A 24,896-nucleotide genomic window follows, 5' to 3' on the forward strand; every position below is an offset into this window, starting at 1 on the left:
GCATGACTCTCTCCCCCGCGCGCCTGCGCGTGCTCGTCGCCGCCCTGCTGGCGGTCTCGTTCCTCGGCGCCCTCGACCACACGATCGTCTCGACCTCGCTCGCCACGATCGCCGGCGACCTCGGTGCCCTCGCCCACATGAGCTGGATCATGGTCGGCTACACCCTCGCCGCCACCGTGATGCTGCCCGTCCTCGGCAAGCTCGGCGACGTCGTCGGTCCCCGCCGGGTGTTCCTCGTCTCGCTCGTGCTTTTCCTCGCCGCCTCGCTCGCGTGCGGATTCGCGCCCGACCTCGGATGGCTCATCGCCGCCCGCGTCGTGCAGGGGCTCGGCTCGGCCGGACTCCAGCTGATGTCGCAGACGATCATCGCCCGCGTGACCAGCCCGCGTCAGCGCCCGCGCTACATGGCGGTCATCGGCGCGGCCTTCCCCGTCGCGATCGTCGTCGGGCCGGTCGTCGGCGGCGTCATCACCGACTACGCGAGCTGGCCCTGGGTGTTCTGGATCAACCTGCCGGTGGGCCTCGTCGCCCTCGTGCTCGTCGTCGCGGCGGTGCCGAAGCTCCCCGGCGGAGCGCACCCGCGGTTCGACGTGCCGGGCTCGCTCGTCTTCACCGGCTCGCTGCTGGCGCTCATCCTCGCGGTCACGTGGGCGGGCGACGACGCGCTGCGCCCCGCGGCGATCGCGTGCGCCGCGACGGCGGTCGTCGGCATCCTGGCCCTCGTCGCGATCGAACGTCGCGCGGCCGCCCCGATCCTTCCCCCGCGGATCCTACGTGACCGCACGATCCTCGTCTGCCTCGGGCTCTCGCTCGTCGTGGGAGCGGGACTGTTCTCGGTGGTCGCCTACGTTCCGACCTACGTGCAGATGGCGTACCGCACCACCGCGACGGTCTCGGGCCTCGTGCCGATCGCGACCGTGCTCGGCATGCTCGTCAGCAGCCTGCTGACCGGGTGGCTCGTCAGCCGCTCGGGTCGCTACCGCCTGTACCCCGTGGCGGGCACCGCGCTCGCCGCCCTGGGGCTGACCGCGATGGGCCTGCTGCCGGCGGGGATGCCGCTGTGGGTGCCGATGATCGTGATGGCCGCGGTCGGCATCGGCACGGGGGCCTTCACGAACCTCATCTTCGCGGTCGTGCAGAGCGCCGCCTCGCGCGACGACCTCGGGGCGGTTACCGCGACGACCAACCTCGTCCGGCAGATCGGGGCCGCCGTCGGCACCGCGGTGGTCGGCGGGATCATCGGCGTCGCGGTGGCCGCGGGTCTTCCCGCGGGAGTGGATGCCGCGACCCTCACGCCCGGCGCGGCCCGAGCGGCGGCGCCGGCCGTGCAGGAGCAGATCGGCACGGTCTACCACGACGCCTTCGCGCCCGTCTTCCTCGGCCTCGCCGTCGTGTACGCCTGTGGCGTCGCGATCGCGCTGCTGCTGCCCGCCGCGCGTCTCTCCGACGAGACGCCCGCGCCCGCGGCATCCGTCCCCGCTCGCCAGAGCGCCTGAACGCCCCTCGAAGGAGAGACCATGACCGTCGCCCCCACCATCGCCGTCGTCGGCAGCGGACCCATCGGCTCGACCTACGCTCGGCTGCTGCTCGAGGCGCTGCCCGAGGCCCGCGTGATCATGTTCGAGGCCGGCCCCCAGGTGACCCCGCGTCCGGGCGAGAGCGTGCGCAATCTCACCGACCCCGACGAGAAGGCGCGCGCCCGCGAGATGTCGCAGGGGCCCCAGGCCGGGCAGTACCGCGACTCCCTCGGCATCCTGGCCGGGGCGGTCGTCGAGGGCATGTTCACCGCGCGCGGGGGCACGCACCTGCTCGACTTCGGCGGCGAGGGCTCCGCGCACGCGGCGGACTTCCCCGCCGCCGCGGCCGCGACGAACGTCGGCGGGCAGGGAGCGCACTGGACCTGCGCGATCCCCCGACCGGCGTTCAGCGAGAAGCTCGACTTCATCGGCGACGACGAGTGGGAAGACCTCGTCTCGACCGCCGAGGGCCTGCTGCACAAGCAGAGCGCGGCGTTCTCGGACTCGCCCGTCGGGGCGGCCATCCGCACCCTGCTCGACCGGGAGTTCGCCGATGAACTGCCTGAGGGCTACGGCGTGAGCACGCTGCCGGTGGCGGGTGACCCGCAGCCCGACGGCACCATGCGCTGGGCCGGGGCCGACACCGTGCTCGGACCCCTCATCGAGCCGGGCACGGACACCGCCGCGCGCTTCGAGCTGCGCGATCTCACCCTCGTCCGCCGCATCGAGCACGACGGCGCGCGCGTGCGGGGCGTGGTCGTCGAAGACCTGCGCACCCGCGAGGAGGCGTTCGTCGAGGCGGATGCCGTCGTGGTCGCCGCCGACGCCTTCCGTTCTCCGCAGCTGCTCTGGGCCTCCGGCATCCGTCCCGCTCCCCTCGGTCGGTACCTGACCGAGCATCACGTCGTCATCAGCACGGTCGCGCTGGATGCCGATCGCATGAGCGCGCTCGTCTCGGAGGACGAGCTCGAGGCCGAGCTCGCCCGCCGCGCCACGAACCCGGCCGACCCGGTCGCCGCGGTCAACCGCATCCCGTTCTCCGAGCCCGACCACCCGTACTCGGCGCAGATCATGTACGCCGAGACGCCGCCGTTCCCCCTCCCGGTCGATCACCCCGCTTCCGACAACCGGTGGGGGTACGTGAACATGGGCTTCGGAACGCGCAAGTTCCCCCGCGTCGAGGACGGCGCCGTCTTCAGCGACGACGAGCTCGACTACCGCGGCATGCCGAACTTCACGATCGAGTACGCCCTCACCGAGCGCGAGAACGCCGAGATCGCCGAGGCCACCGCGCGTCTGCGCCGCGCCGGCCAGGCCCTCGGCACCTTCATCGCCGAGCCCCGGCTTCTGCCCAACGGCTCGAGCCTGCACTTCATGGGGACGATGCGCGCGGGCACCGACCCCGCGACGTCGGTCGCCGATCCCTTCTCGCGCGTGTGGGGGTTTGACAACCTCGTGGTGGGCGGGAACGCGCTCATCCCCACTGCCAACACGATGAACCCGACGCTCACGAGCGTCGCGATCGCGGTGCGCGGCGCGCGGCGGCTGGCCGACGATCTCCGCACCGGCGTCGCCGACGCGTGACTCGCCGGTTCTCGTCGCCTTCCGGCCCGCCGGAGCGACAAGAACCGGCGAGTCACGCACAGTGCCGGAGTCGCACGCGCTGGCGATAATGGACCGATGGAGCCGTGGGAGATGCGGGAGTGGTTCGCCGACTTCCTCGAGGCGCTCAACCGTCACGACGTCGAGAGGGTGCGCGGCTTCCTGCACCCGGCCGTGCGGCGGGCGCACCTGCCCGCGGGCGCGGAGGCCTGGATCGCCGACTACGCCGAGCTGCTGCACGGCTTCCCCGACTGGCAGGTCAAGCGCATCCAGATCCTCGTCGAAGACGACCGTCTCGCCGTCCACCTGCGTGCCGGCGGGGCGCACACCGGCCCCTTCGCCCACGTCGCGCCCACCCGGCGACGCGTCAACATCGCGTCGTTCGCGATGTACCGCGTCGAGCGCGGCCTCATCACGGAGGCGGTCGGAACCGACGACGCCGCGCAGATCCGCGCCGCGATCGCCTGATCTCCCGCTCGCGCCGACGGGATGCGGGATGCCGGGAGAAAGCCCCGGCAGGCCTCCGAATCGGGCAGATCGCTGCGTACACATGGGTCTGCGTGCGCGATCTGTCAAGGGCGGCCCGGTGTCGGACCCCGCGGGTACGGTCACTCGTGCCCGTGTTCCATCCGGGTGAAAGGAACGGTGAGCATGATGTCTCCCGACCGGCCCGGCGCCGGAGTCGTATGGGCCCGCGTCGAAGAGGGCTTCCACGTCGGCAGCCGCAAGGGCGTCTTCCTCGGCTACATCGACCGGCAGCCCGACGGCGGCTACGTCGCATTCGACGGGACCTCGCGCGTCGTGGGGAGTTTCCGCACCCTCACCGCGGCCATGGCGGCCGTGACCAACGGTCAGCCCCCGCACGACGAGGTCATCACGCTCGAGCAGGTGCGGGTGCCGGCGCCGCGCCGCATCGATGGAGGTGCCGCATGAGCGAGCCGCTCACCGCCGTCTCGTACGTCAGCCGCGCGGTCGAACCCTTCGACGACGAACGCCTCGCCGCGCTCCTCGCGCAGAGCCGCCGCGCGAACCACGAGCACGATCTGTCGGGAATGCTGCTGTACCGTCGCGGCCGCTTCTTCCAGGTGCTCGAGGGGCCGGCCGATGCCGTGGACGCGCTCATGGCGAAGATCCGCCGCGACCCGCGGCACGACGAGGTGCGCGTGCTGCTGCGCGAGCAGATCGATGAGCGCCGCTTCGAGGAGTGGACGATGGGCTACGAACCCATCGGCGTGCCCGCGACACCGGCGCCCGAGGGGTTCCGCGACACGTTCGACGACCTCGAGTCCGACGACGACGACGCGAGCATCCGCGCCGTACGCGAGCTGACCGTGTGGTTCCGCGCGCGCACGGCGACCCCCGCCTGACCTTCGGTGGGAGCCGCCCCGGGACGCTGATTCGGGGCGTCTTCCGGCCTGCGGCGCGGGTGACCCTGGCCGTGGCGCCTTCTTGCCCCCGGTGCGGGTGCGCGGGGCCGACGACGTCGGATCGAGGCGCATCCCGGCGCGCGGGGCGTGGCTCTCGCGCCCCGACCTCCGCGGCTCAGAGCGGCGGGTCGAGGGCGCGGAGCGCGGCATCCATCCGCTCCGCCATGTACGCGTAGCCGGTGTCGTTCGGGTGCAGCCCGTCGGCCGCCATCCAGCTGTCGGGGGAGTCAGCGTAATGCCCGTCGAGCCAGTGGCTCGCGCCCTCGATGTGGTCGGCGCCGATGCGCTCCGCGGCGTCCTCGACCCATCCGGCGATGACGTCGACCGAGGCGGGACGCTCGTCGGTGTACCAGAACGGTTCGACGACCACGATCCGCGCCTCCGGCAGGCCCGCGCGCAGGCGGTCGAGGTCGCTGTCGATCGTGCGGTGGATCGCATCGGCGCGGTCGTCGTAGCTGAAGTTGTCGTTCAAGCCCATCGTGACGAACACGATGTCTGGATCGTCGGCGATCACGAGGGCGGGGATGTCGTCGAGGCCGTCGCGCATGCTCGCGCGCCGATTGACGAAGCCGAGGCCGTCGGCGCTGCGGTTGAACTCGTTCCACCCGCGCTCGACCGAGATGATCGTCGACCACCGTGCGTCGATCGAACTCGCACCCGTGCCGCGCGTGTACGAGTCGCCGTAGAACGACACGACCGGGCGGTCGTCGGTCGCACCCGCACCGGCGCTCCCGGGGGAGGGGGATGCCGGGGCGGCGGGCGCGCAGCCGGCGAGGGCGGTGACGGATGCCGCGACGACGGCGGCCAGGATCGTCCGGGGGCGCATCCGCCCATTGTCGCCCGGCGCGGAGGGCCCCGGGGTCGTCGTCATCGGGGCGGGCCGCTGCTGTCTTCTCCTGCCAGTCGCGCGACGTGGCGGGCGATCCGCGCCGCCCGCGCGGCGGGGGTGCTCGCCGTGACCACCGGGTGCAGCACGGAGTAGCGGTCGGTCTTCGACAGCGCGGCGAACGCGCGGGCCGCCGCCGGAGCGGCATCCAACGCCTCCTGCAGGTCGGGCGGGACGTCGATCGTGGCCGACCCCGCGTAGGCCCGGTCCCACCGGCCGTCGGCCTGCGCCCGAGCGATCTCGTCCGCGCCGCGAGGACGCATGCGGCCCTCCGCCGTCAGGCGCGCGACGATGTCGACGTTGCGGGCCGACCACATCGACCTCGCCCGACGCGGGGTGAAGTGCTGGCGGAAGGTCGCGGCATCCCTCGACTGCTTCCTGCCGTCGATCCATCCGCTGCAGAGCGCCTCGTCGAGGGCTTCGGCGTATGTGAGCGTGGTGGGAGCCGTCGTGCCCTTCTTCGCCAGCACCAGCCAGACCCCGTCGCTGCCGTCTTCGTGGGCGTCGAGCCAGGCGCGCCACGCGGCGACGTCGGCGACGGTCAGTTCGGGTGCCTCGGCCATGCGTCGACGCTAGCGCCGACCGCCGACATCGCACAGGCGACGCCCTATCCGATCGGGAGGCCTCGGGGCAAGCGGGCCCTCCGCGACCGCGCCTCCCTCCACGATGAGGGAATGCGATGTGTGACGTACGCCGGCGAGACCGTGACCACGACCGATGACGTGGCGGAGGCGCTCGTCCAGCTCACCGCGTCGATCGCCGCCGACGGCCAGGCCGAGGCGGTCAGCATCCCCATCGTCACCGCGTCCGGGAGCACCGACGAGGCCGAACTGGTGATCGGCGTCGGCAACGACGTGCTCAGCGCACCCGCGCACGACTGGACCGGCGATGAGCCCGACTTCTCGTGGGCGGCCGAGGAGCTGCGGCAGCACAAGCGCTTCCCGCAGGCCCCCGCGATCGCGCACGAGCAGACGATCGACACCGACAACCCCGACGCGTTCTGGGACCCCGACCTCGACGGTTTCACCCGCGCCTGAGCATCGGCATCCTTCCGCGTGCGGACCCCCCCGCACTCGCGGGGGGAGCTCGTCAAGCCCACCTCGGCCCACCCGCGCGGTCGTAGCGTGGGCCCTCCACACCGGATGCGACCGGTCATCGTCCCGGTGTGCGAGCCCCGGACAGTCCGGGCGACACCGCCGTTTCGCGCGTGGCGCCCGGACGCTCGGCATCCTCCAGGATGGAAGGCATGCTGCACTCCCTCGTGACCGGAGCCTCCCGCGGAATCGGCCGGGCCATCGCCGTGGCCCTCAGCGAGCGGGGCGACCGCGTCGCCGTGCACTACGGATCCGATCAGGATGCCGCCGCGCACACCCTCTCCCTCCTGCACGGTGAGGGGCACGTCCTCGTCGGCGGCGACCTGTCCGACCCGGCGGTCGCGGAGCGCGTCGTCGGCGACGTGCTGGAGGAGTTCGGGCGGATCGACGTGCTCGTGAACAACGCCGCGATCGCCCCGAACCCCGAGACCTCGCATCCCGTCGCCACCGTGGACTACGACACCTGGCAGCGCATCTGGGAGCGCATGGTCGACGTCGACCTGCGCGCTCCCGCGAACATGACCTTCCTCGTCGCGCGTTCGCTGATCGATCGCGGTCTGCCCGGGGCGATCGTGAACGTGGGCTCGCGCGGCGCGTTCCGCGGCGAGCCGGAGTTCCCCGCCTACGGCGCGGCGAAGGCGGGACTGCACGCGATGGGGCAATCCCTCGCGGTCGCCCTCGCCCCGCACGGGATCGCCGTCGCGAGTGTCGCGCCGGGCTTCGTGGGCACCGACCGGCAGCAGCAGAAGCTGTCGGGAGCGGAGGGCGATGGCATCCGCGACCAGAGTCCGTTCGGTCGCGTCGCGACCGTCGAAGAGGTGGCGGATGCCGTGGTGTACCTCAGCTCGCCGCGCTCGCAGTGGGCGTCGGGCGCCATCCTCGATCTGAACGGGGCGTCGCACCTGCGCAGCTGAGCGTCCCCGCGATCCGCGTCACGCGATCGGAGCAACCCCTCGCCGCCCCCGCCGCCGCGGGGCGATACTCGGGTCATGCCTCCCGTGCTCGTGATCATCGACATCCAACGCGACTACTTCCCCGGCGGCCGCCATCCGCTGGTGGGCCCGGATGCCGCGGCCGACGCCGCCGCGCGCGTGCTGGCGCGCCAGCGGGAGCAGGGGGCTCCCGTCATCCACGTGCGGCACGAGAGCCCGGCCGGCGGCGGCTTCCTCGAGGTCGACACGGACGGCGCCGAGATCGACGCGCGCGTCGCCCCCGAGGCGGGGGAGAGCGTGATCGTGAAGCACGCTCCTAACGCGTTCGTCGGCACCGACCTGCACGAGCGTCTCCGCGCCCTCGGCGCCGAGAACCTGCTGGTGGTCGGCATGATGACGAGCATGTGCGTGGATGCCACCGTCCGCGCCGCCCTCGATCTCGGCTATGCCGTGACGGTGGTCGACGACGCCTGCGCCGCTCCCGACCTCTCCCACGGCGGCGTCGAGGTGGCCGGCGAGGCCGTGCACGCCGCGTTCCTCGCCGCGCTGGGCGGGGCGGGCGCGGAGGTCGTGACGAGCGCCGAGGTGACGGGCGCCTCGTGACGCGGGGCGCGGGCCGCCCTCAGGACCGATCCCGCAGCTCGTAGAGACGCACGCTCTCCGACAGCTGACGCGTGTCGAACCGGCTGGGGAGGATGTCGTTCATCTTCGCCGAGGACGGTTCGCCGATCACGACCCACGTGTTCGGATCCACCTGCGCGGTGACGTCGAACGCGCCGCACTGGGCCGTCGCGGCGTCGGCCACGCTCGAGAACACGACGGCGAGGCAGACCTCGTCGGGGACGTTGCGCTGGCGTCCCACGTAGATGAGGCCGTTGTCGGTGCTGGCGATGAAGCGCACCGACGCGGGATCGAGCAGGCCGGCGTCGTCGGGGAACGGCAGCCTGTCCTCGCCCGTCGCCGCATACGACAGCTCGGGGATGTCGCCGCCCGCGGTCGGAGGGGTGAAGGTCGCCCCGAGGAGCGCCCCGCCGACCAAGCCCACGACCGCGGCGATGACCGGGAGAACGGCGGTGCGGCGGGGACCGTCGAGCGCGAGCCGGCGACGCCACGTCGGTCTCGCGTCGGGGTCGTCGTCCGGCGGGCCGTCGATCTCCTGTCCGCCGCTCCCTCCGTTCGGGACCGGGGTCGCCGCGGGCGGAGCAGAGCCGGCTTCCGGCTCCGGCGATCGCCCCGCCTTCGGCTCCGGCTCGGGTCGCGCCGGGGGCGTCCGCGCTCGCTCCTCGAGCTCGCGCAGCCGCCGCACGAGGGCGTCGTCGGGGAGGGCGCCCGGGCCGTAGACGCGCCCGTACAGGAGCGTCCGTTCCTCCTGCTCGGCGTCGGTCAGCATGGTCCCACCCTGCCGCATCAGGGGCGGGGCACGGTGGCCGGCTCCGTGGGGCCGGGGTTCTCACGGCGGCGAGTCGGGGCTCCGAGACGAGCGATGCCGAAGGTCATCCGAGCAGAACGCACGAGCACAATCTGCGTCCGCAGGTCGAGCCGCGTGGAACGTGGCGAACCGGCTGAGCCCGGCGCCCTACCCATCGAAAGTCGACGGCTTCATGTAGACCGCCCCCGATGGCATCCGGTCCGTCAGGGGAGCGGGGCAGGGGACGTTACGATCTCGCCCGACGCTGGGCGCGCCGGACGAGGGGAACGACACCTCCACGTCGTAGCACGTGAAGAATGCCTCCGGCTCCCCGGGCCAGCGGAACCCTTCTCCGGATGGGGCCACCCGGGTACCCGACGAAATGAAGACGCGGAAAGAGACGGTTTCCGGGGTTTCCTCGACGTCGTGAACGACCAGCGTCGGATGTGACAGGTCGATGGCATCAGCGCCGTCGGGAGTCCCATCCCATCGCACTCCGTTCAGCGCATCGACGTAGGCCGGGATGCTCGGGGCGTCGGTCCGGTAGAGGGAAGCATCCAATGGATCCTCCACCGATGCCACCTGACGCCAGAGCACGCCGTCCACCTCCGGATACGGGTTCTGATACTGGTGTCGAGCCCACAGGTACACGCCGCCGATCAGGACGGGAAGCAGGACGAGGATGCCGCAGGTCAGCGCGATCGTCGCCGCGCGCGACGGTGTGCTCACCCTCGCCACGTCGTCCACGTCCGCGGGCCCGGCACTCGCCGCGTGGCGCACACGCCGGGCTGACCCGCTGCGATCCCCATGGTCCTCACCGTAGCGGCAGCCGGCCGAGGCCCGTCGGGCAGCTGCTGCGCAGCGCGCGGAGCCTCCAGCGGCGAGGGCTTCGCTTCACGGCAACACGAATGCCCTCCCGCGCGGCCTGCGGCCGCCCGTGAGGGCATTGGAGGGGCTGACGGGAATCGAACCCGCGCTGTCTGCTTGGGAAGCAGAAGTTCTGCCATTGAACTACAGCCCCGTGCGCCTCGCGGCGACCCGGCCAGCATAACAGCGTCTTCGGTGGCATCCGCTCGGGTCGGGACGTGTGCGATCGCCGAGGACGTATCTGTCCGCGAGGTATCGCCTGCGTCGTGTGGAAAACCGAGCGGGCTCGATGCCGTCGGGCACTCCGCCGACGGCCCGGCCGCGGCGACGCCCACGCTCTAGGCTGATCCCGTGCTGCTCTCCGATCGCGACATCCGGGCCCACCTCGACGACGGCCGCCTCGGCCTCGATCCCTACGACCCCGCGATGGTGCAGCCCTCGAGCGTCGACGTGCGTCTCGACCGGTACTTCCGTCTGTTCGACAATCACAAGTACCCGTTCATCGATCCCGCCGAGGATCAGCCCGAGCTCACGCGCCTCATCGAGGTCGAGCCCGACGAGCCGTTCATTCTCCACCCGGGCGAATTCGCGCTCGGATCGACGTTCGAGCGCGTCACCCTCCCCGACGACGTCGCCGCGCGTCTCGAGGGCAAGTCGTCGCTGGGGCGCCTCGGTCTGCTGACCCACTCCACCGCGGGGTTCATCGACCCCGGTTTCTCGGGCCACGTGACCCTCGAGCTCTCGAACGTCGCCACCCTGCCGATCAAACTGTGGCCGGGCATGAAGATCGGACAGGTCTGCTACTTCCGCCTGACCTCGCCCGCCGAGAGCCCCTACGGCTCCGGTCCCTACGGCAACCGCTACCAGGGCCAGCGCGGCCCGACCGCGTCCCGCTCGGCGCTCAACTTCCACCGCACCGACGTCGGCACGACCGACGCCGGCTCGGCCGGTCGCTGACGCGAACAGCCCCGTCGAGAGGACCTCGGCGGGGCTGTTCGTTCGTCGGCTCGGAGGGTGCCTGCGGCGTCGAGTGCGCCGAGGAACGCGATCCCTGCTCGGAAACGCGGTGAGCACGCGTTCCTCGACACAGGGAGCGTTTCTCGATGATCACTCGGTGGCAGACGCCTCGCCGGCTGCGGGCGTCTCAGCGGATGCCGCTGACGCGCGCCCGCGACTGAAACCGGCGTCGAAGCCGCGTTCGTAGGCGCGCTGCGCCGCGTGGCGGTCGCCGGGGCGGTGTCCGCGGTGGTGGCCGCGCTCTTGTCCGGCGCCGTCCTGGGCCGGGGCGCACCCGCGGCCCGCGCGATCGCGAGGGTCGTGGGCCGGAGCATCTCCGCGCCCCGCCTCGCCGCGCGCGAAGCCGCGCTCGTGGCCGACGCCGTGGCCGTGCTCGCCGCCCCGCTCGCCCGGTCCGAACGCGTGCGCCTCGGCGCCGAAGCGAGGACCGAAGCCGCGCCTGCCCGGTCCGAAGCCGCGTCCGAAGGGCCCGAAGCCGTGACCGGCGCCGCGTGCCGCGGGGCCGAAGGCGCCACGGGGATCGCCGTCGGTCTCGTCGAGGCCGAGCGCCGCCGAGACGGCGTCCAGCGCGGCGGTCAGACGTTCGAGCTCCTCGGCCGGAACGTCCGCGAGGAGCGCCGCGCGGGCGGCATCCGCTCGATCGAGGACCGCGCGGCCCTCGTCGGTGAGCGTCCAGCCGTCGTCGGTGGAGGTGATCCATCCGCGGTCGGCCAGGGCGGAGACCCGCTTCCCGCCGCGGGCGAGGCGCGCGGCGACCCAAGGGGCGTCGACGCGGCCGTCGATGGCGCGCAGCAGGAAGACGGTCTTGGGGTGCAGGTCGCCGTCGCGCAGCTGCGCGAACAGGCGGTGGTGCAGCGCGTGGCCGACCGTCGTGAGGCGTTGGGCGAGGCTGCGGGGGTCCAGAGGTGTGGAGGTGTTCATTGCGAAGTCCTTTCGTCGGCGGACGTTCCGCCATTACATGTCATGTGACAACGGATGTACTGTGACATGTATTCCGAATGCTTGTCAAGAGACATGTAAAGTCGGGGCATGGCCTCCGACCCCGCCGACGAGATCGCCGCGGCCCTCGCACGGATCCGGGGTCGTCGCCCGCGACCGCCGTTCCCGCCCGACGCGCACCACCACCCGCACGGACGCGGCGGAGGACCCTGGGGGCGCGGCGCTCCGCCGTGGGCCGATCCCGGGCAGGGGCGCTTCGGAGGTCCCGCGCGCCTGCGTCTGCTCGATGCTCTGGTCGCTGCATCCGGCCCGATGTCGGTCAGCGAGATCGCCGAGGCCGTCGGCGTGGATCAGCCCCGCGCCTCGCGCCTGGTGCAGCAGGCCGAGCAGATGGGACTCGTCGCGCGCGAGACCGATCCCGACGACGCCCGCCGCACGCGCGTGCGCTTGACGCCCGCGGGGGAGGGGCTCGTCTCGGGATTCCGGGGGCGCCGACGGGATGCCGTGCGCTCCGCCCTCGAGGGATTCACCGACGCCGAGCGCGCCGAGTTCTCCCGCCTGCTGGCGAAGTTCGCCGACGCCTGGCCGAGCGACTGATCCGACGCAGCGCCGACGGCAGCGCCCCGGCGACTCAGTGGATCACGGCCGCCTTCGTCTTGACCGGCAGCATGAGCAGCAGGCCCGCGGCCAGGATCAGCACGATCCCGAGGATCCCCAGGCGCGTGTCGCCCGTCACCCCGACGAACAGGGCGAACAGCCCCGGCGCGAGGAACGACACCGCACGACCGGTCGTCGCATAGAGGCCGAAGATCTCGCCCTCGCGTCCCTCCGGCGCCACGCGCGCGAGGAACGAGCGGCTCGCCGACTGCACGGGCCCGACGAAGGCGCAGAGCCCGAGGCCCACGATCCAGAAGCCCGTCTGCGAGGTGCCGATGAACAGCATCGCCGTGCCGAGGACGATCAGGCAGATGAGGGATGCCAGGATCACGCGCTTCGGGCCGAACAGATCGTCGAAGCGCCCGGCGACGAACGTGCTGATGCCGGCGACGACGTTCGCCGCGACCGCGAAGTAGAGCACGGCGGTCGCGCTGAACCCGAACACCTGAGCCGCGATGATCGCCCCGAACGTGAACACGCCGGTGAGGCCGTCGCGGAAGACGGCGCTCGCGACGAGGAACAGCAGCACCTGCCGGCTGTCGCGCCAGAGCGCGCGGAGCGTCCCCCACAGCACCACGTACGAGCGGAAGAACCCCACCCGCACCTGACGCCGCTGCGCCGGGATCTCGGGCACGCGCACCAGCACCGGGATCGCGAACACCGCGTACCAGAGGGCGGATGCCAGGATCGCGAGCCGGATGTTCAGACCGCCGTCCTTGCTCACGGCGAGCAGGCCCCCGGCATCCGGATCCGAGAAGCTCTGGATGAAGAGCACCAGCAGGAGCATCAGCAGCACGATCCCGCCGACGTACCCCATGCCCCAGCCGAAGCCCGAGACGCGGCCGATGTTCTCGCGCGTGGAGACCTGCGTGAGCATCGCGTAGTAGTTGACGCTCGCGAACTCGAAGAACACGTTGCCGACGGCCAGGAGTGTCGCCCCCAGGATCAGGTAGGCCGGGGTCCCCTCGACGAAGAACATCGCGGCCATGGCGAGCACCACGACCCCGGTGTTGATGCCCAGCCAGAGTTTGCGGCGACCGGTTCCGTCGGAACGCTGGCCGAGCACGGGGGCCACGAGCGCCACGACGATGCCCGCGACCATGAGCGCGACGCCCACGAGGCTCGCGTTGTCGGCGAGCGCGCGGACGAGCGCGGGATTCTTGTCGTCCCCTCCCGCGGCGGCGACGATCGCGGGGTCGACGAACAGCGAGCTCGCCAGGTAGGTGCTGAAGACGAAGGTCGTGACGACGGCGTTGAAGGCCGCCGAGCCCCAGTCCCAGAGCGCCCACGCCAGCACGGGACGTCGGCCGACGGCGGGGGCGGGAGCGGTGCCGGGGGCGGACATGTCGGTCACGGTAGGGCCTCTCGGTGAACGCCGGGTGCCCCGGCACGACGCGGCGACGGCGACGTCGCGCGGGTTCAGGCTAGACCCCGGCCCACGGCGGAGCGCGCAGGAGACTACCGTGGAGTCATGGCATCCGAAACCCCCGTCGACTCCGCTGAGGCTGAGACCACCCCCGAAAAGCTCACCTTCGCCGACCTGGGACTGGATGCCGCCGTGCTCAAGGCCCTGAAGGACGTGGGCTACGAGACTCCGTCCGCCATCCAGGCGGCCACCATCCCCGTGCTGCTGCAGGGGCGCGACGTCGTGGGCCTGGCCCAGACCGGAACCGGCAAGACCGCCGCGTTCGCGCTGCCCGTGCTGTCGCAGATGGAGACCGGCCACAAGAACCCGCAGGCGCTCGTGCTCGCCCCCACCCGCGAGCTCGCGCTGCAGGTGTGCGAGGCGTTCGAGAAGTACGCCGCCCACATCAAGGGCGTCTCGGTGCTGCCCGTCTACGGCGGCCAGGGCTACGGCCAGCAGCTGTCGGCCCTGCGCCGCGGCGTCGACGTGATCGTCGGCACGCCCGGTCGCATCATGGACCACCTCGACAAGGGCACCCTCGACCTCAGCGAGCTGAAGTTCCTCGTGCTCGACGAAGCCGACGAGATGCTCAAGATGGGCTTCGCCGAAGACGTCGAGACCATCCTCGCCGACACGCCCTCGACCAAGCAGGTCGCCCTGTTCTCGGCCACCATGCCCGCGCAGATCCGTCGCATCTCGGCGCAATACCTCAACGATCCCGAAGAGATCACGGTCAAGACGAAGACCACGACCTCCGCGAACATCACTCAGCGCTACCTCGTGGTGTCGTACCAGCAGAAGATCGACGCGCTCACGCGCATCCTCGAGGTCGAGAACTTCGAGGGCATGATCGTCTTCACCCGCACGAAGAACGAGACCGAGACCGTCGCCGAGAAGCTGCGCGCCCGCGGCTACACCGCCGCCGCGATCAACGGCGACATCGCCCAGGTGCAGCGCGAGCGCACGGTCAACCAGCTCAAGTCGGGAAAGCTCGACATCCTCGTCGCGACTGACGTCGCGGCGCGCGGTCTCGACGTCGAGCGCATCAGCCACGTCGTCAACTACGACCTTCCGATCGACACCGAGTCGTACGTGCACCGCATCGGTCGCACCGGCCGCGCCGGCCGGACGGGAGACGCGATCAGCTTCGTGACCCCGCGGGAGCGCCGCATGCTCACCGCGATCGAGAAGGCCACGCGCCAGCCGCTCACCGAGATGTCGCTGCCGAGCGTCGACGACGTCAATGCCACGCGCCTCACCCGCTTCGACGACGCGATCACCACCGCCCTCGAGGACACCGCCGCGATCGCGACGTTCCGCGACGTCGTCGCCCACTACGTCGCGCACCACGACGTGCCCGAGGCCGACGTGGCCGCGGCGCTCGCCGTGGTGGCCCAGGGCGACACGCCGCTGCTGCTCGAGGAGGAGACGATCCGGCAGCCGCGCTTCGACCGCGATCGCGACCGCGACGGCTCCGCGCGCGAACCGCGCGAGGGTGGCGACCGCGGCGATCGTCGCAACAGCGGGGGCCGCTTCGCCACGTACCGCATCGCGGTGGGTCGCCGGCAGCGCGTCGAGCCGCGACAGATCGTCGGTGCGCTCGCGAACGAGGGCGGTCTGCGCCGCAACGACTTCGGCGCGATCCAGATCCGCCAGGACTTCTCGCTCGTCGAGCTGCCCGCCGACCTCTCGCGCGACACGATCGACCGCCTCGCCGACACCCGCATCTCGGGCCAGCTCATCGACCTGCGCCTCGACCAGGGCGGGCGTTCGGCCAAGCGCAGCGAGCGTCCGCAGCGCCGCTCCTTCGACCGCGACCGCGACCGCGACTGAGCCGTCACCCGGCCGTCGCGCCGGGTCCGCGGCATCCGTTCGACTCCCCCGTGCCCCGTTGAGGGTGCGGGGGCGTCGTCGTGTGCGGCGGGGATGCGGGGATGCCGGGTGCTGCAGCTCCGGAACGGGGCGGGCTGCGTGCACCGGGGTGTTCGGCGGCCGCCCCGGTGCATGCGCGGCGCCCCGGTGCGGGCGCCGTGGCGGGGCGGTGGGTCTCGTCGGCGGCGGCGCCCCGGTGCGATCGCGTCACGGGATGCACCCGCGGCGGCGTCGGGTGCAGAAGTTGAGCCAATTCATATCAAGTCGCCTTGACCTCCCGACGGGGGTTCGATAACCTTGAGTCATCGCGGCTCAACCCGCGCAGAGACTTTCATCAGAACCCCGAGCGCGGCAAGGGCCGCGCTCACAAGCAAGGAGACACATATGCCCCGTGCAGTGGGAATCGACCTCGGTACGACCAACTCCGTCGTGAGCGTGCTCGAGGGTGGCGAGCCCAAGGTCATCGCCAACGCCGAGGGTTTCCGCACGACCCCCTCGGTCGTCGCCTACACGAAGGACGGCGAGGTGCTCGTCGGCGAGACCGCCAAGCGCCAGGCCGTCACCAACGTCGACCGCACCATCTCGAGCGTCAAGCGCCACATGGGCACCACGTGGAGCTTCGACGTCGACGGCAAGAAGTGGACGCCGCAGGAGATCTCGGCCCGCATCCTGCAGAAGCTCAAGCGCGACGCCGAGGAGTACCTGGGCGACAGCGTGACCGACGCGGTCATCACGGTCCCCGCCTACTTCAACGACGCCGAGCGTCAGGCCACCAAGGAGGCCGGTGAGATCGCGGGCCTCAACGTGCTCCGCATCATCAACGAGCCCACCGCCGCCGCTCTCGCGTACGGCCTCGACAAGGGCAAGGAAGACGAGCTCATCCTGGTCTTCGACCTCGGTGGCGGAACCTTCGACGTCTCGCTGCTCGAGGTGGGCAAGGACGACGACTTCTCGACCATCCAGGTGCGCGCCACCTCCGGTGACAACCGCCTCGGTGGAGACGACTGGGACCAGCGCGTCGTCGACTACCTCATCAAGCAGTTCAAGGACACGACCGGTGTCGACGTCTCGGGCGACAAGATCGCCCTGCAGCGTCTGAAGGAAGCGGCCGAGCAGGCCAAGAAGGAGCTGTCGAGCTCGACCTCGACCTCCGTCAACCTGCCCTACCTTTCGCTCACCGACTCGGGCCCCGTCTCGCTCAGCGAGACCCTCACCCGCGCCAAGTTCGAGGACCTCACCAAGGACCTCCTCGACCGCACCCGCAAGCCCTTCTCCGACGTCATCCGCGAGGCCGGCGTCAAGGTCGACGACATCGCGCACGTGGTGCTCGTCGGCGGCTCGACCCGCATGCCCGCGGTCGCCGAGCTGGTCAAGAAGGAGACCGGTAAGGACGCCAACAAGGGCGTGAACCCCGACGAGGTCGTGGCCGTGGGCGCAGCCCTCCAGGCCGGTGTCCTCAAGGGCGAGCGCAAGGACGTCCTGCTCATCGACGTCACCCCCCTGAGCCTCGGTATCGAGACCAAGGGCGGCATCATGACCAAGCTCATCGAGCGCAACACGGCCATCCCGACCAAGCGCAGCGAGACCTTCACCACCGCCGACGACAACCAGCCGTCGGTCGCGATCCAGGTCTTCCAGGGCGAGCGCGAGTTCACCCGCGACAACAAGCCGCTCGGCACCTTCGAGCTCACCGGCATCGCCCCGGCCCCCCGTGGCATCCCGCAGGTCGAGGTCACCTTCGACATCGACGCCAACGGCATCGTGCACGTGTCCGCCAAGGACAAGGGCACCGGCAAGGAGCAGTCGATGACCATCACAGGCGGCTCGTCGCTGCCCAAGGAAGACATCGAGCGCATGGTGCGCGAGGCCGAGGAGAATGCGGCCGAAGACAAGAAGCGCCGCGAGTCCGCCGAGACCCGCAACCAGGCCGAGACCCTGTCGTACTCGATCGAGAAGCTGATCAAGGAGAACGACGACAAGCTGCCCGAGGACGTCAAGACCGAGGTGCAGGGCGACGTCGACGCGCTCAAGACGGCTCTCGCCGGCGACGACGACGACGCGGTCAAGACGGCGTTCGACAAGCTGAACGCCAGCCAGGGCAAGCTCGGTGAGGCGATCTACGCCTCGTCGCAGGCTGCGGGCGAGCCCGCCGACCCGAACGTGGGTCAGCCGGGCAACGGCGAGACGCCGAACCCCGAGGAAGACGTCATCGACGCCGAGGTCGTCGACGACGAGAACCCCGACGAGAAGAAGTAAGCAGAGAACATGGCACACAAGGACGACGAACAGCCCACGGGCTCGGGCGCCGGTCCTGACGAGACGGGGCCGGAGGAGAACACCTCCGGCCCCGCGCCGTCGGGAGAGCAGGCCCCGGATGCCGATGGCCTGACCATCGACGACATCCTCGGCGCGGAGCAGACGCCCGAGGCCGCAGCCGAAGACGCCGGCTCCGACCGCGAAGCCTCGCTGCTGATCGACCTCAAGCGTCTGCAGGCCGAGTACGCCAACTACCGTCGGCGCACCGAGGAGCAGCGCGAGCGCGAGATCGAGCGGGCGAAGGGCGAGGCCGTGAAGGGCCTGCTCCCCGTCATGGACGACCTCGACCGCGCGGCCAAGCACGGCGACCTCGTCGAGGGCAGCCCCCTCGCCGCGATCGGCGACAAGGTGCGGGCCGTGGCCGAGCGTCTCGGCGTGGTGTCGTACGGCGCCGTCGGCGACGCGTTCGACCCGCAGCAGCACGAGGCGATCTTCCAGGCCCCGACCCCGGGCGTGACCGAGACGACGATCCTCGAGGTCGTCGAGGTCGGCTACCGCCTCGGATCGGTCGAGCTGCGACCGGCCAAGGTCGTCGTGGCCGTGCCGGCCGAATAGGAGGACGCATGGCGAGTCAGGACTGGTTCGACAAGGACTTCTACAAGGTCCTCGGTGTCGACAAGAGCGTCAGCGCTGCCGATCTGAAGAAGACGTACCGCAAGCTCGCGCGCCAGTACCACCCCGACTCGAACCCGGGCGACGCGAAGGCCGAAGCGAAGTTCAAAGAGATCAGCGAGGCCTACTCGGTCCTCAACGATCCGGAGCAGCGCGAGGAGTACGACCAGATCCGGGCCATGGGCTCGGGGGCGCGCTTCTCCGCGCCGGGAGCGGGAGGCGGCGGCGGTTTCGACGACGTCTTCAGTCGCTTCGGTCAGGGTCGCGGCCAGCCGCAGGGCGGCTTCGACGACTTCTTCTCGATGTTCGATCAGCAGGGCGGAGGGGGCTTCGGCTCCGGCCGCTTCGGTCAGACGACGGGCGGATTCCGCGGCTTCGGCGGCCCCCAGCGCGGGGCCGACGTCACCGCGCGCACGACGATCGACTTCGTCACCGCGGCCAAGGGCGAGACCATCACCCTGCAGGGGGAGGACAACGTCCCCTTCAAGGTGAAGATCCCCGCCGGCGTCTCGGACGGGCAGAAGATCCGTCTGCGGGGTCGGGGACGCAAGTCCCCCGACGGCGGCGAGAGCGGCGACATCGTCGTGACGGTCGCCGTGCGTCCCCACCCGGTGTTCAGCCGCGACGGACTCAACCTGCGGGTCACGGTCCCCGTGACCTTCACCGAGGCCGCCCTCGGCGCCACGATCGAGGTGCCCACGCTGGGCGGTGAGTCGGTGCGACTGCGCGTCGCTCCCGGCACGCCGTCGGGTCGCGTGCTGCGCGTCAAGGGTCGCGGGATCTCGACCGCCAAGGGCACCGGCGATCTGCTCGCCGAGGTGCAGGTGGCCGTTCCCGCCCACCTCGACGACGCCGCTCGCGAAGCCCTCGAGCGCTTCCAGGCGCTCGAACCGAAAGAGAACCCCCGCGCCGACCTCATGGCCAAAGCGCGCTAAAGACACGCGCGTCGCCGCGGTTCTCGGCATCCGATGAGACAGGATGCCGAGAACCCGGCGCCGCACGACCGGCACGACGGAAGAGGTGAAGACGTGTCCGAGAGAGAGATCGACGAAGACGCCCCGATCTTCGCCATCGCCGCCGCGGCGGAACTGTCGAACATGCACCCGCAGACGCTGCGGCAGTACGACCGTCTCGGTCTCGTGGTCCCCGCGCGCACGCAGGGCGGATCGCGACGCTACTCGAGTCGGCACGTGCAGCAACTGCGCGAGGTGGCGCGCCTGTCGGGCGAGGGCATGAGCCTGCCCGCGATCGCGCGCCTGCTCGCTCTCGAGGAGCGCGTGCACGAGCTCGCCCGCCGGGTCAACGACCTCGAGCGTCAGCTCTCGGCCGAGCGGCAATCGCGTCCCGGTGCGCGCGTCTTCGCGGCCGGCGCGACCGGTTCGGTCGTGACGCTGCGCCACGGCGCGCGCGTGCGCCGGGCCACCGACGTCGTCCTGTGGCGTCCGCTCGGTCCGTTCGAGCACGACGACTGAGACGGGCGCTCGCCCGCGCATCGCCGCGATTCCTGGGGCCTGTCGGAGGGATCGGATGCCGCGCAGCGCTCGTATCGTCGAGGTCCCCGAGCTCGTCGGCGGACCGGATGCCGCGCGGCGCCCGTGTCGCCGAGGTCCCTGAGCCCGTCGAAGGGACCGGATGCCGCGGACGCTCGGTGGCTTCGACGGGCTCAGCCACCTCTGACGTGGGCCGGTGCGCGATCAGGCCGGATCGATCCGCAGCACGGTCGGCGACTCGCCCACCTGCAGGTCGTCGACCACGCGGAGCGTGCGAGCGACGTCGTCCACCGCGCCGATCACCGTTCCGAAGCGCTCGCGATCCGAGCACACGGCGGTCACCGTGACGAAGTGCGAGCCGGTGTCCCAGGTGTAGGTGGCGAACGGCGGGGTCTTGGCGTCGCTCGGCAGCGGCATCGCCAGCTTCTCGCCCACGCCGAGGTGGGGGTTCCGGAACGACTCGGTGTCGTCGTACTCCATCGGCATCATGGCGCGGGCGGTGCGCGCCTGCGGAGTCGCCTCCTGCAGCTGCGCCATCACGACGAGCAGCTCGGGGTCGCTCTTCCACACCCACACGAGCACGCGTCCGGCGGCCCGCCTCATCAGCAGCGGGGCCGCCTGGCTGAGGATCCACGCGAACGCGCCGCCACCGGGGCGCGGGGCGGCTCCGGTCGCCTGATTCGCCTGGCTCAGCAGCATGCCGATCGCCGCCTTGCGGTGGCGTCGGCCGCGGAATCCGAGGGAGCCGGTCACCGGCACCCAGAGGTCGGCGGGGGCGTCGGCCTGCAGTCGGGACATGCCCCACAGCCTACGAGCCGCGTTCGTCATCAGGATGCCGCCCGCCCGCGTTCGCGAGCAGAGAACGCTCCCACGCGCGAAAGGGTCGCCGATGTCGGAGGTCGGTGCCAGGCTGAGATCTGCGGTCATCGCGACCGCGCTCGAACCTCCGGAGGGTCCCGTGCTCGGCAAACTCCTCATCCGCTACCTGTCGAGGTATCGCTGGCTGCTGGTCGCCATCCTGGTGTTCCAGGCCGCCTCGGCCATGGCGACGCTGTACCTCCCGCGTCTGAACGCCGACATCATCAACCTCGGCGTCGCGCGGGGCGACACCGGGTTCATCTGGTCGCGCGGCGGGTTCATGCTCGCGATCTCGCTCGGGCAGATCGTGGCATCCGTGATCGCCACCTACTTCGCCGCGCGCGCCGCGATGGCCGCCGGCCGCGACATCCGCCGTGACGTCTTCGAACGCGTGAGCGGCTTCTCCGAGCGCGAGCTGTCGCAGTTCGGGGCCGGCTCCCTCATCACCCGCAACACCAACGACGTGCAGCAGGTGCAGATGCTCGCGATGATGGGCGCCACCATGCTGGTGAGCGCTCCGCTGCTCGCGATCGGCGGCGTCATCATGGCGCTGCAGCAAGACGTCGGGCTCAGCTGGCTGATCGCCGTCGCGGTGCCGGTGCTGCTGATCGCCGCCGGTCTCATCATCGCCCGGATGGTGCCGCTCTTCCGCAGCTACCAGTCGAAGCTCGACGGCGTGAACCGGGTCATGCGCGAGCAGCTGACGGGAGTCCGCGTGGTGCGGGCGTTCGTGCGCGAGCGCATCGAAGAGAAGCGCTTCCGTCGCGCGAACACCGACATCCTCGTCGTCGGTCGCAAGGTCGGCTCGCTCTTCGTGCTCCTCTTCCCGCTCGCCATGCTCGTGCTGAACGTCACGGTCGTGGGCGTCATCTGGTTCGGCGGCATCCAGGTCGACGCCGGCGGGGTCGAGATCGGCACCCTCTTCGCCTTCATCCAGTACGTCGCGCAGATCCTCGGCGGGGTGCTCATGGCGAGCTTCATGACGGTGATGATCCCGCGCGCCGCGGTCTCCGCCGAGCGCATCGGCGAGGTGCTCGACAGCCGCTCGACGCTCACGCGCCCCGACGCTCCCGTCCGCTCGTTCCCCGAGCCCGGCGCCGTGGAGTTCGACGACGTGTCGTTCGCGTACCCGGGGGCCGAGTCCCCGGTGGTCGCGGGCGTCTCCTTCCGCGCGGAGCCCGGCGAGACGGTCGCGATCGTCGGCTCCACCGGTTCGGGCAAGACGACCCTCGTCTCCCTCCTCCCGCGTCTGTTCGACGTGACCGGCGGCGCGGTACGCGTGGGCGGGGTCGACGTGCGCGAGGCCGATCTCGACGAACTGTGGAAGGGCATCGGACTCGTTCCGCAGCGGCCGTTCCTGTTCAGCGGCACCGTGGCCTCCAACCTCCGGTTCGGGCGCGAAGACGCCACCGACGACGAACTGTGGCGCGCGCTTGAGATCGCGCAGGGGCGCGACTTCGTCGAGGCCATGGACGGCAAGCTCGAGGGGCGCATCGCGCAGGGCGGAACGAACGTCTCGGGCGGGCAGCGTCAGCGTCTCGCGATCGCCCGGGCCATCGTGCACCGGCCGCGCGTTCTCGTCTTCGACGACTCCTTCTCGGCCCTCGACCTGACCACCGACGCGCGACTGCGGGCGGCGCTGTGGGAGGAGCTGCCGGAGGTGACGAAGATCGTGGTCGCGCAGCGCGTCTCGACCATCACGGGGGCCGACCGCATCGTCGTGCTCGAAGACGGGCGGATGGCCGGACTCGGCACGCACGACGAGTTGTTGCGCACGAGTCCCACCTACAGAGAGATCGTCGAATCGCAGCTGGGAGTGGAAGCATGAGCGCGCCCGACGCCCTCACCGACGAAGACCGCGCCGAGCTCGAGCTCGCCGAGCAGGCGCGGCAGAACTCGGGCGACTGGAACAGCGTCGCCCCGGGCAAAGCGGCGGCGTTCGGGCCGAGCTTCCGGCGCATGATCGGCCTGCTGCGGCCCTACGCCTGGGCCTTCGCCCTGGTGTCCGCCCTCGGCGCGCTCGGCGTCGTGCTCGCCGTGCTCGCGCCCCGCGTGCTGGGCGATGCGACCAACATCATCTTCGAGGGCGTGGTGTCGCGCGGGCTGGGCGAGGCCTTCCCCGCCGGCACCTCGAAAGAGACCGTCGTCGAGGCGCTGCGCGCCTCGGGGCAGACCGACATCGCCAACATCGTCTCGGCGATGAACACCTTCCAGGTCGGCGCCGGCGTCGACTTCGACGCGCTGCGCGTCGTGATCGTCACCGTGCTGGCGATCTACGTCGGATCGTCGCTGCTCTCGTGGATCCAGGGCTACGTCATCAACGTCATCATGGTGCGCACGATGTGGCGGCTGCGCGAAGACGTCGAGGCGAAGATCAACCGTCTGCCCCTGTCGTACTTCGACAAGGTGCAGCGCGGAGAGCTGATCTCGCGCGTGACGAACGACATCGACAACATCACGCAGACCATGCAGCAGTCGCTCTCGAGCGCCCTGACCTCGGTGCTGACGGTCGTCGGCGTGCTCATCATGATGTTCACGATCTCGTGGCAGCTCGCGCTCGTCGCGCTGGTGTCGCTCCCGCTCATGGCCGTGATCTTCGGCGTCATCGGCCCGAAGTCGCAGAAGGCGTTCGGCGAGCAGTGGAAGAAGGTCGGCCGTCTCAACGCCCGCGTCGAGGAGTCGTTCTCGGGGCACGCGCTGGTCAAGGTCTACGGGCGCGAGAAGGACGCGCGCGAGAAGTTCGAGATCGAGAACGAGGAGCTCTACCAGGCGAGCTTCACGGCCCAGTTCCTCTCCGGCATGATCATGCCGGGCATGATGTTCGTCGGGAACCTCACCTACGTCGGCATCGCCGTCCTCGGCGGACTGATGGTGGCGGGCGGACAGATCCGTCTCGGTGACGTGCAGGCCTTCATCCAGTACTCCCAGCAGTTCACGCAGCCGCTGTCGCAGCTGGGCGGCATGGCCGCCGTCGTGCAGTCGGGCACCGCCTCGGCGGAGCGCGTCTTCGCCCTCCTCGACGCCGACGAGCAGGAGGCGGACGCGGCCGACGCACCCGCCGCGCCCGAGGGTCGCGGCGTCATCGAGTTCGAGAACGTGCGCTTCTCGTACACGCCGGAGCGACCCCTCATCACCGACCTGTCGTTCCGGGTCGAACCCGGGCAGACCGTCGCGATCGTCGGACCCACCGGGGCCGGCAAGACGACCCTCGTCAACCTCATCATGCGGTTCTACGAACTCGACGGCGGGCGCATCCTGCTCGACGGCCAAGACATCGCCGAACTGCGGCGCGACGATGTGCGCTCACGCACGGGCATGGTGCTGCAGGATCCGTGGCTGTTCGCGGGATCCATCCGCGACAACATCCGCTACGGCCGCGAGAGCGCCACCGACGACGAGATCGTCGAGGCCGCGGTGGCCACCCGCGTCGACCAGTTCGTGCACTCCCTGCCGGAGGGCTACGACACCGTCCTCGACGAAGACGCCGCGAACGTCTCGGCGGGAGAGAAGCAGCTCATCACGATCGCCCGGGCCTTCGTCGCCCGGCCGTCGGTGCTGATCCTCGACGAGGCGACGTCGTCCGTCGACACGCGCACCGAGCTCCTCCTGCAGCAGGCCATGGCCGCGCTGCGCGAGGGCCGCACGTCCTTCGTCATCGCCCACCGGCTCTCCACGATTCGCGACGCCGACCTCATCCTCGTGATGGAGCACGGCGACATCGTCGAGAAGGGCACGCACGACGAGCTCATCGCCGCGCAGGGCGCGTACTACCGGCTCTACCGGTCGCAGTTCGAGCAGGCTGCGGCCGACCTCGACGCGGCCGAGTCGACAGCGCAGCACCCCGACGAGCGGCGCGCGCCCGTCAGCGGCGACAGTGAAGCGGTCTCGGCGATGGCGGCGGCGGCATCCGAGGTGGTCGTCCCCGCGGGGGTCGACGGTCCACCGCGTCCGGCGAACGGTTCCCCGTCGACGGAGGGGCGCTGACGGGGCCGGGTTG

At 71.1% G+C, this 24,896-nt stretch carries 24 protein-coding genes and 1 tRNA gene; 17 read left to right on the forward strand and 8 right to left on the reverse strand.

Translation table 11 applies throughout. The annotated features are described in order from the left end of the window. Positions 1 to 2: 2 nt before the first annotated feature. The 5 genes from FB047_RS14850 (at position 3) to FB047_RS14870 (ending at position 4,486) form a co-directional block, all read left to right on the forward strand. The gene (locus FB047_RS14850; protein WP_136587984.1) at positions 3 to 1,496 is read left to right on the forward strand and encodes an MFS transporter; all 1,494 of its coding nucleotides are present in this window, start codon (positions 3 to 5) and stop codon (positions 1,494 to 1,496) included. Between the two features lie 21 nt (positions 1,497 to 1,517). Continuing rightward, a complete protein-coding gene (locus tag FB047_RS14855) occupies positions 1,518 to 3,101 on the forward strand; it encodes a GMC oxidoreductase (RefSeq protein ID WP_136587985.1) in 1,584 nt (527 codons plus the stop codon). 96 nt (positions 3,102 to 3,197) lie between these two features. Next, complete coding sequence (locus FB047_RS14860) at positions 3,198 to 3,587, forward strand: ester cyclase (RefSeq protein WP_136587986.1); 390 nt, start codon at positions 3,198 to 3,200, stop codon at positions 3,585 to 3,587. 183 nt (positions 3,588 to 3,770) lie between these two features. Beyond that, on the forward strand, positions 3,771 to 4,052 hold the full coding sequence (locus tag FB047_RS14865) for a hypothetical protein (RefSeq protein ID WP_205823065.1): 282 nt from the start codon (positions 3,771 to 3,773) through the stop codon (positions 4,050 to 4,052). Further along, positions 4,049 to 4,486, forward strand: a complete 438-nt coding sequence (locus FB047_RS14870) for a BLUF domain-containing protein (RefSeq protein WP_136587987.1) — start codon at positions 4,049 to 4,051, stop codon at positions 4,484 to 4,486. The genes FB047_RS14865 and FB047_RS14870 overlap by 4 nt, the downstream gene beginning before the upstream one ends. 175 nt (positions 4,487 to 4,661) lie before the next feature. Here the strand turns inward: FB047_RS14870 and FB047_RS14875 are convergent, their stop codons facing one another. Beyond that, positions 4,662 to 5,372 carry an SGNH/GDSL hydrolase family protein gene (locus tag FB047_RS14875; protein WP_136587988.1) on the reverse strand — a complete coding sequence of 237 codons (711 nt, stop codon included), beginning with the start codon at positions 5,370 to 5,372 and terminating at the stop codon, positions 4,662 to 4,664. A 41-nt stretch (positions 5,373 to 5,413) separates the two neighbouring features. Next, on the reverse strand, positions 5,414 to 5,995 hold the full coding sequence (locus tag FB047_RS14880; RefSeq protein WP_136587989.1) for a YdeI/OmpD-associated family protein: 582 nt from the start codon (positions 5,993 to 5,995) through the stop codon (positions 5,414 to 5,416). Positions 5,996 to 6,106: 111 nt separating this feature from the next. On the opposite strand from FB047_RS14880, the gene FB047_RS14885 reads away from it, so the two are divergent. The 3 genes from FB047_RS14885 to FB047_RS14895 all read left to right on the forward strand — a co-directional run bounded on the left by FB047_RS14885 (position 6,107) and on the right by FB047_RS14895 (position 8,061). Then, complete coding sequence (locus FB047_RS14885) at positions 6,107 to 6,469, forward strand: hypothetical protein (protein WP_136587990.1); 363 nt, start codon at positions 6,107 to 6,109, stop codon at positions 6,467 to 6,469. Positions 6,470 to 6,678: 209 nt separating this feature from the next. Beyond that, complete coding sequence (locus FB047_RS14890; RefSeq protein ID WP_167494258.1) at positions 6,679 to 7,440, forward strand: SDR family NAD(P)-dependent oxidoreductase; 762 nt, start codon at positions 6,679 to 6,681, stop codon at positions 7,438 to 7,440. A 75-nt stretch (positions 7,441 to 7,515) separates the two neighbouring features. Further along, positions 7,516 to 8,061: a cysteine hydrolase family protein gene (locus FB047_RS14895; RefSeq protein ID WP_136587991.1), complete on the forward strand. Its 546-nt coding sequence runs from the start codon at positions 7,516 to 7,518 to the stop codon at positions 8,059 to 8,061. A 19-nt stretch (positions 8,062 to 8,080) separates the two neighbouring features. Here the strand turns inward: FB047_RS14895 and FB047_RS14900 are convergent, their stop codons facing one another. From FB047_RS14900 to FB047_RS14910, 3 genes are all read right to left on the reverse strand, one after another. Further along, positions 8,081 to 8,848 (reverse strand): hypothetical protein, encoded by a 768-nt coding sequence (locus FB047_RS14900; RefSeq protein ID WP_136587992.1) that lies wholly within the window; start codon positions 8,846 to 8,848, stop codon positions 8,081 to 8,083. 186 nt (positions 8,849 to 9,034) lie between these two features. Further along, positions 9,035 to 9,595, reverse strand: coding sequence for a hypothetical protein (locus FB047_RS14905; protein ID WP_136587993.1), 561 nt, complete (start codon positions 9,593 to 9,595; stop codon positions 9,035 to 9,037). A 218-nt stretch (positions 9,596 to 9,813) separates the two neighbouring features. Next, positions 9,814 to 9,887 (reverse strand) — tRNA-Gly (locus FB047_RS14910). 197 nt (positions 9,888 to 10,084) lie between these two features. Between FB047_RS14910 and dcd the strand changes: the two genes are divergently transcribed. Then, the gene (gene dcd / locus FB047_RS14915) at positions 10,085 to 10,690 is read left to right on the forward strand and encodes a dCTP deaminase (protein WP_136587994.1); all 606 of its coding nucleotides are present in this window, start codon (positions 10,085 to 10,087) and stop codon (positions 10,688 to 10,690) included. A 150-nt stretch (positions 10,691 to 10,840) separates the two neighbouring features. Here dcd and FB047_RS14920 read toward each other — a convergent pair whose 3' ends face one another. Continuing rightward, positions 10,841 to 11,671, reverse strand: coding sequence for a hypothetical protein (locus tag FB047_RS14920; RefSeq protein WP_136587995.1), 831 nt, complete (start codon positions 11,669 to 11,671; stop codon positions 10,841 to 10,843). Between the two features lie 108 nt (positions 11,672 to 11,779). Between FB047_RS14920 and FB047_RS17280 the strand changes: the two genes are divergently transcribed. Beyond that, positions 11,780 to 12,286: a MarR family winged helix-turn-helix transcriptional regulator gene (locus tag FB047_RS17280; protein WP_136587996.1), complete on the forward strand. Its 507-nt coding sequence runs from the start codon at positions 11,780 to 11,782 to the stop codon at positions 12,284 to 12,286. Between the two features lie 34 nt (positions 12,287 to 12,320). Here FB047_RS17280 and FB047_RS14930 read toward each other — a convergent pair whose 3' ends face one another. After that, positions 12,321 to 13,691, reverse strand: coding sequence for an MFS transporter (locus FB047_RS14930; RefSeq protein WP_136588097.1), 1,371 nt, complete (start codon positions 13,689 to 13,691; stop codon positions 12,321 to 12,323). 126 nt (positions 13,692 to 13,817) lie between these two features. Between FB047_RS14930 and FB047_RS14935 the strand changes: the two genes are divergently transcribed. The 5 genes from FB047_RS14935 (at position 13,818) to FB047_RS14955 (ending at position 20,023) form a co-directional block, all read left to right on the forward strand. Continuing rightward, the gene (locus FB047_RS14935; RefSeq protein ID WP_136587997.1) at positions 13,818 to 15,584 is read left to right on the forward strand and encodes a DEAD/DEAH box helicase; all 1,767 of its coding nucleotides are present in this window, start codon (positions 13,818 to 13,820) and stop codon (positions 15,582 to 15,584) included. Positions 15,585 to 16,007: 423 nt separating this feature from the next. Further along, positions 16,008 to 17,879 (forward strand): molecular chaperone DnaK, encoded by a 1,872-nt coding sequence (gene dnaK / locus FB047_RS14940; RefSeq protein WP_136587998.1) that lies wholly within the window; start codon positions 16,008 to 16,010, stop codon positions 17,877 to 17,879. A 9-nt stretch (positions 17,880 to 17,888) separates the two neighbouring features. Further along, a complete protein-coding gene (locus FB047_RS14945; protein WP_136587999.1) occupies positions 17,889 to 18,494 on the forward strand; it encodes a nucleotide exchange factor GrpE in 606 nt (201 codons plus the stop codon). A gap of 8 nt (positions 18,495 to 18,502) precedes the next feature. After that, positions 18,503 to 19,486, forward strand: coding sequence for a DnaJ C-terminal domain-containing protein (locus FB047_RS14950; protein ID WP_136588000.1), 984 nt, complete (start codon positions 18,503 to 18,505; stop codon positions 19,484 to 19,486). Positions 19,487 to 19,579: 93 nt separating this feature from the next. Next, the gene (locus FB047_RS14955) at positions 19,580 to 20,023 is read left to right on the forward strand and encodes a heat shock protein transcriptional repressor HspR (RefSeq protein WP_136588001.1); all 444 of its coding nucleotides are present in this window, start codon (positions 19,580 to 19,582) and stop codon (positions 20,021 to 20,023) included. Between the two features lie 222 nt (positions 20,024 to 20,245). Here the strand turns inward: FB047_RS14955 and FB047_RS14960 are convergent, their stop codons facing one another. Then, on the reverse strand, positions 20,246 to 20,839 hold the full coding sequence (locus tag FB047_RS14960; protein ID WP_136588002.1) for a hypothetical protein: 594 nt from the start codon (positions 20,837 to 20,839) through the stop codon (positions 20,246 to 20,248). A 160-nt stretch (positions 20,840 to 20,999) separates the two neighbouring features. Between FB047_RS14960 and FB047_RS14965 the strand changes: the two genes are divergently transcribed. Both FB047_RS14965 and FB047_RS14970 read left to right on the forward strand, forming a co-directional pair. Beyond that, on the forward strand, positions 21,000 to 22,727 hold the full coding sequence (locus FB047_RS14965; protein WP_136588003.1) for an ABC transporter ATP-binding protein: 1,728 nt from the start codon (positions 21,000 to 21,002) through the stop codon (positions 22,725 to 22,727). After that, entirely contained in the window at positions 22,724 to 24,883 is a 2,160-nt protein-coding gene (locus FB047_RS14970; protein ID WP_136588004.1) for an ABC transporter ATP-binding protein, read from the forward strand. The genes FB047_RS14965 and FB047_RS14970 overlap by 4 nt, the downstream gene beginning before the upstream one ends. Positions 24,884 to 24,896: the final 13 nt, after the last annotated feature.

It is taken from the genome of Microbacterium hydrothermale (assembly GCF_004854025.1).
GTDB lineage: Bacteria > Actinomycetota > Actinomycetes > Actinomycetales > Microbacteriaceae > Microbacterium > Microbacterium hydrothermale.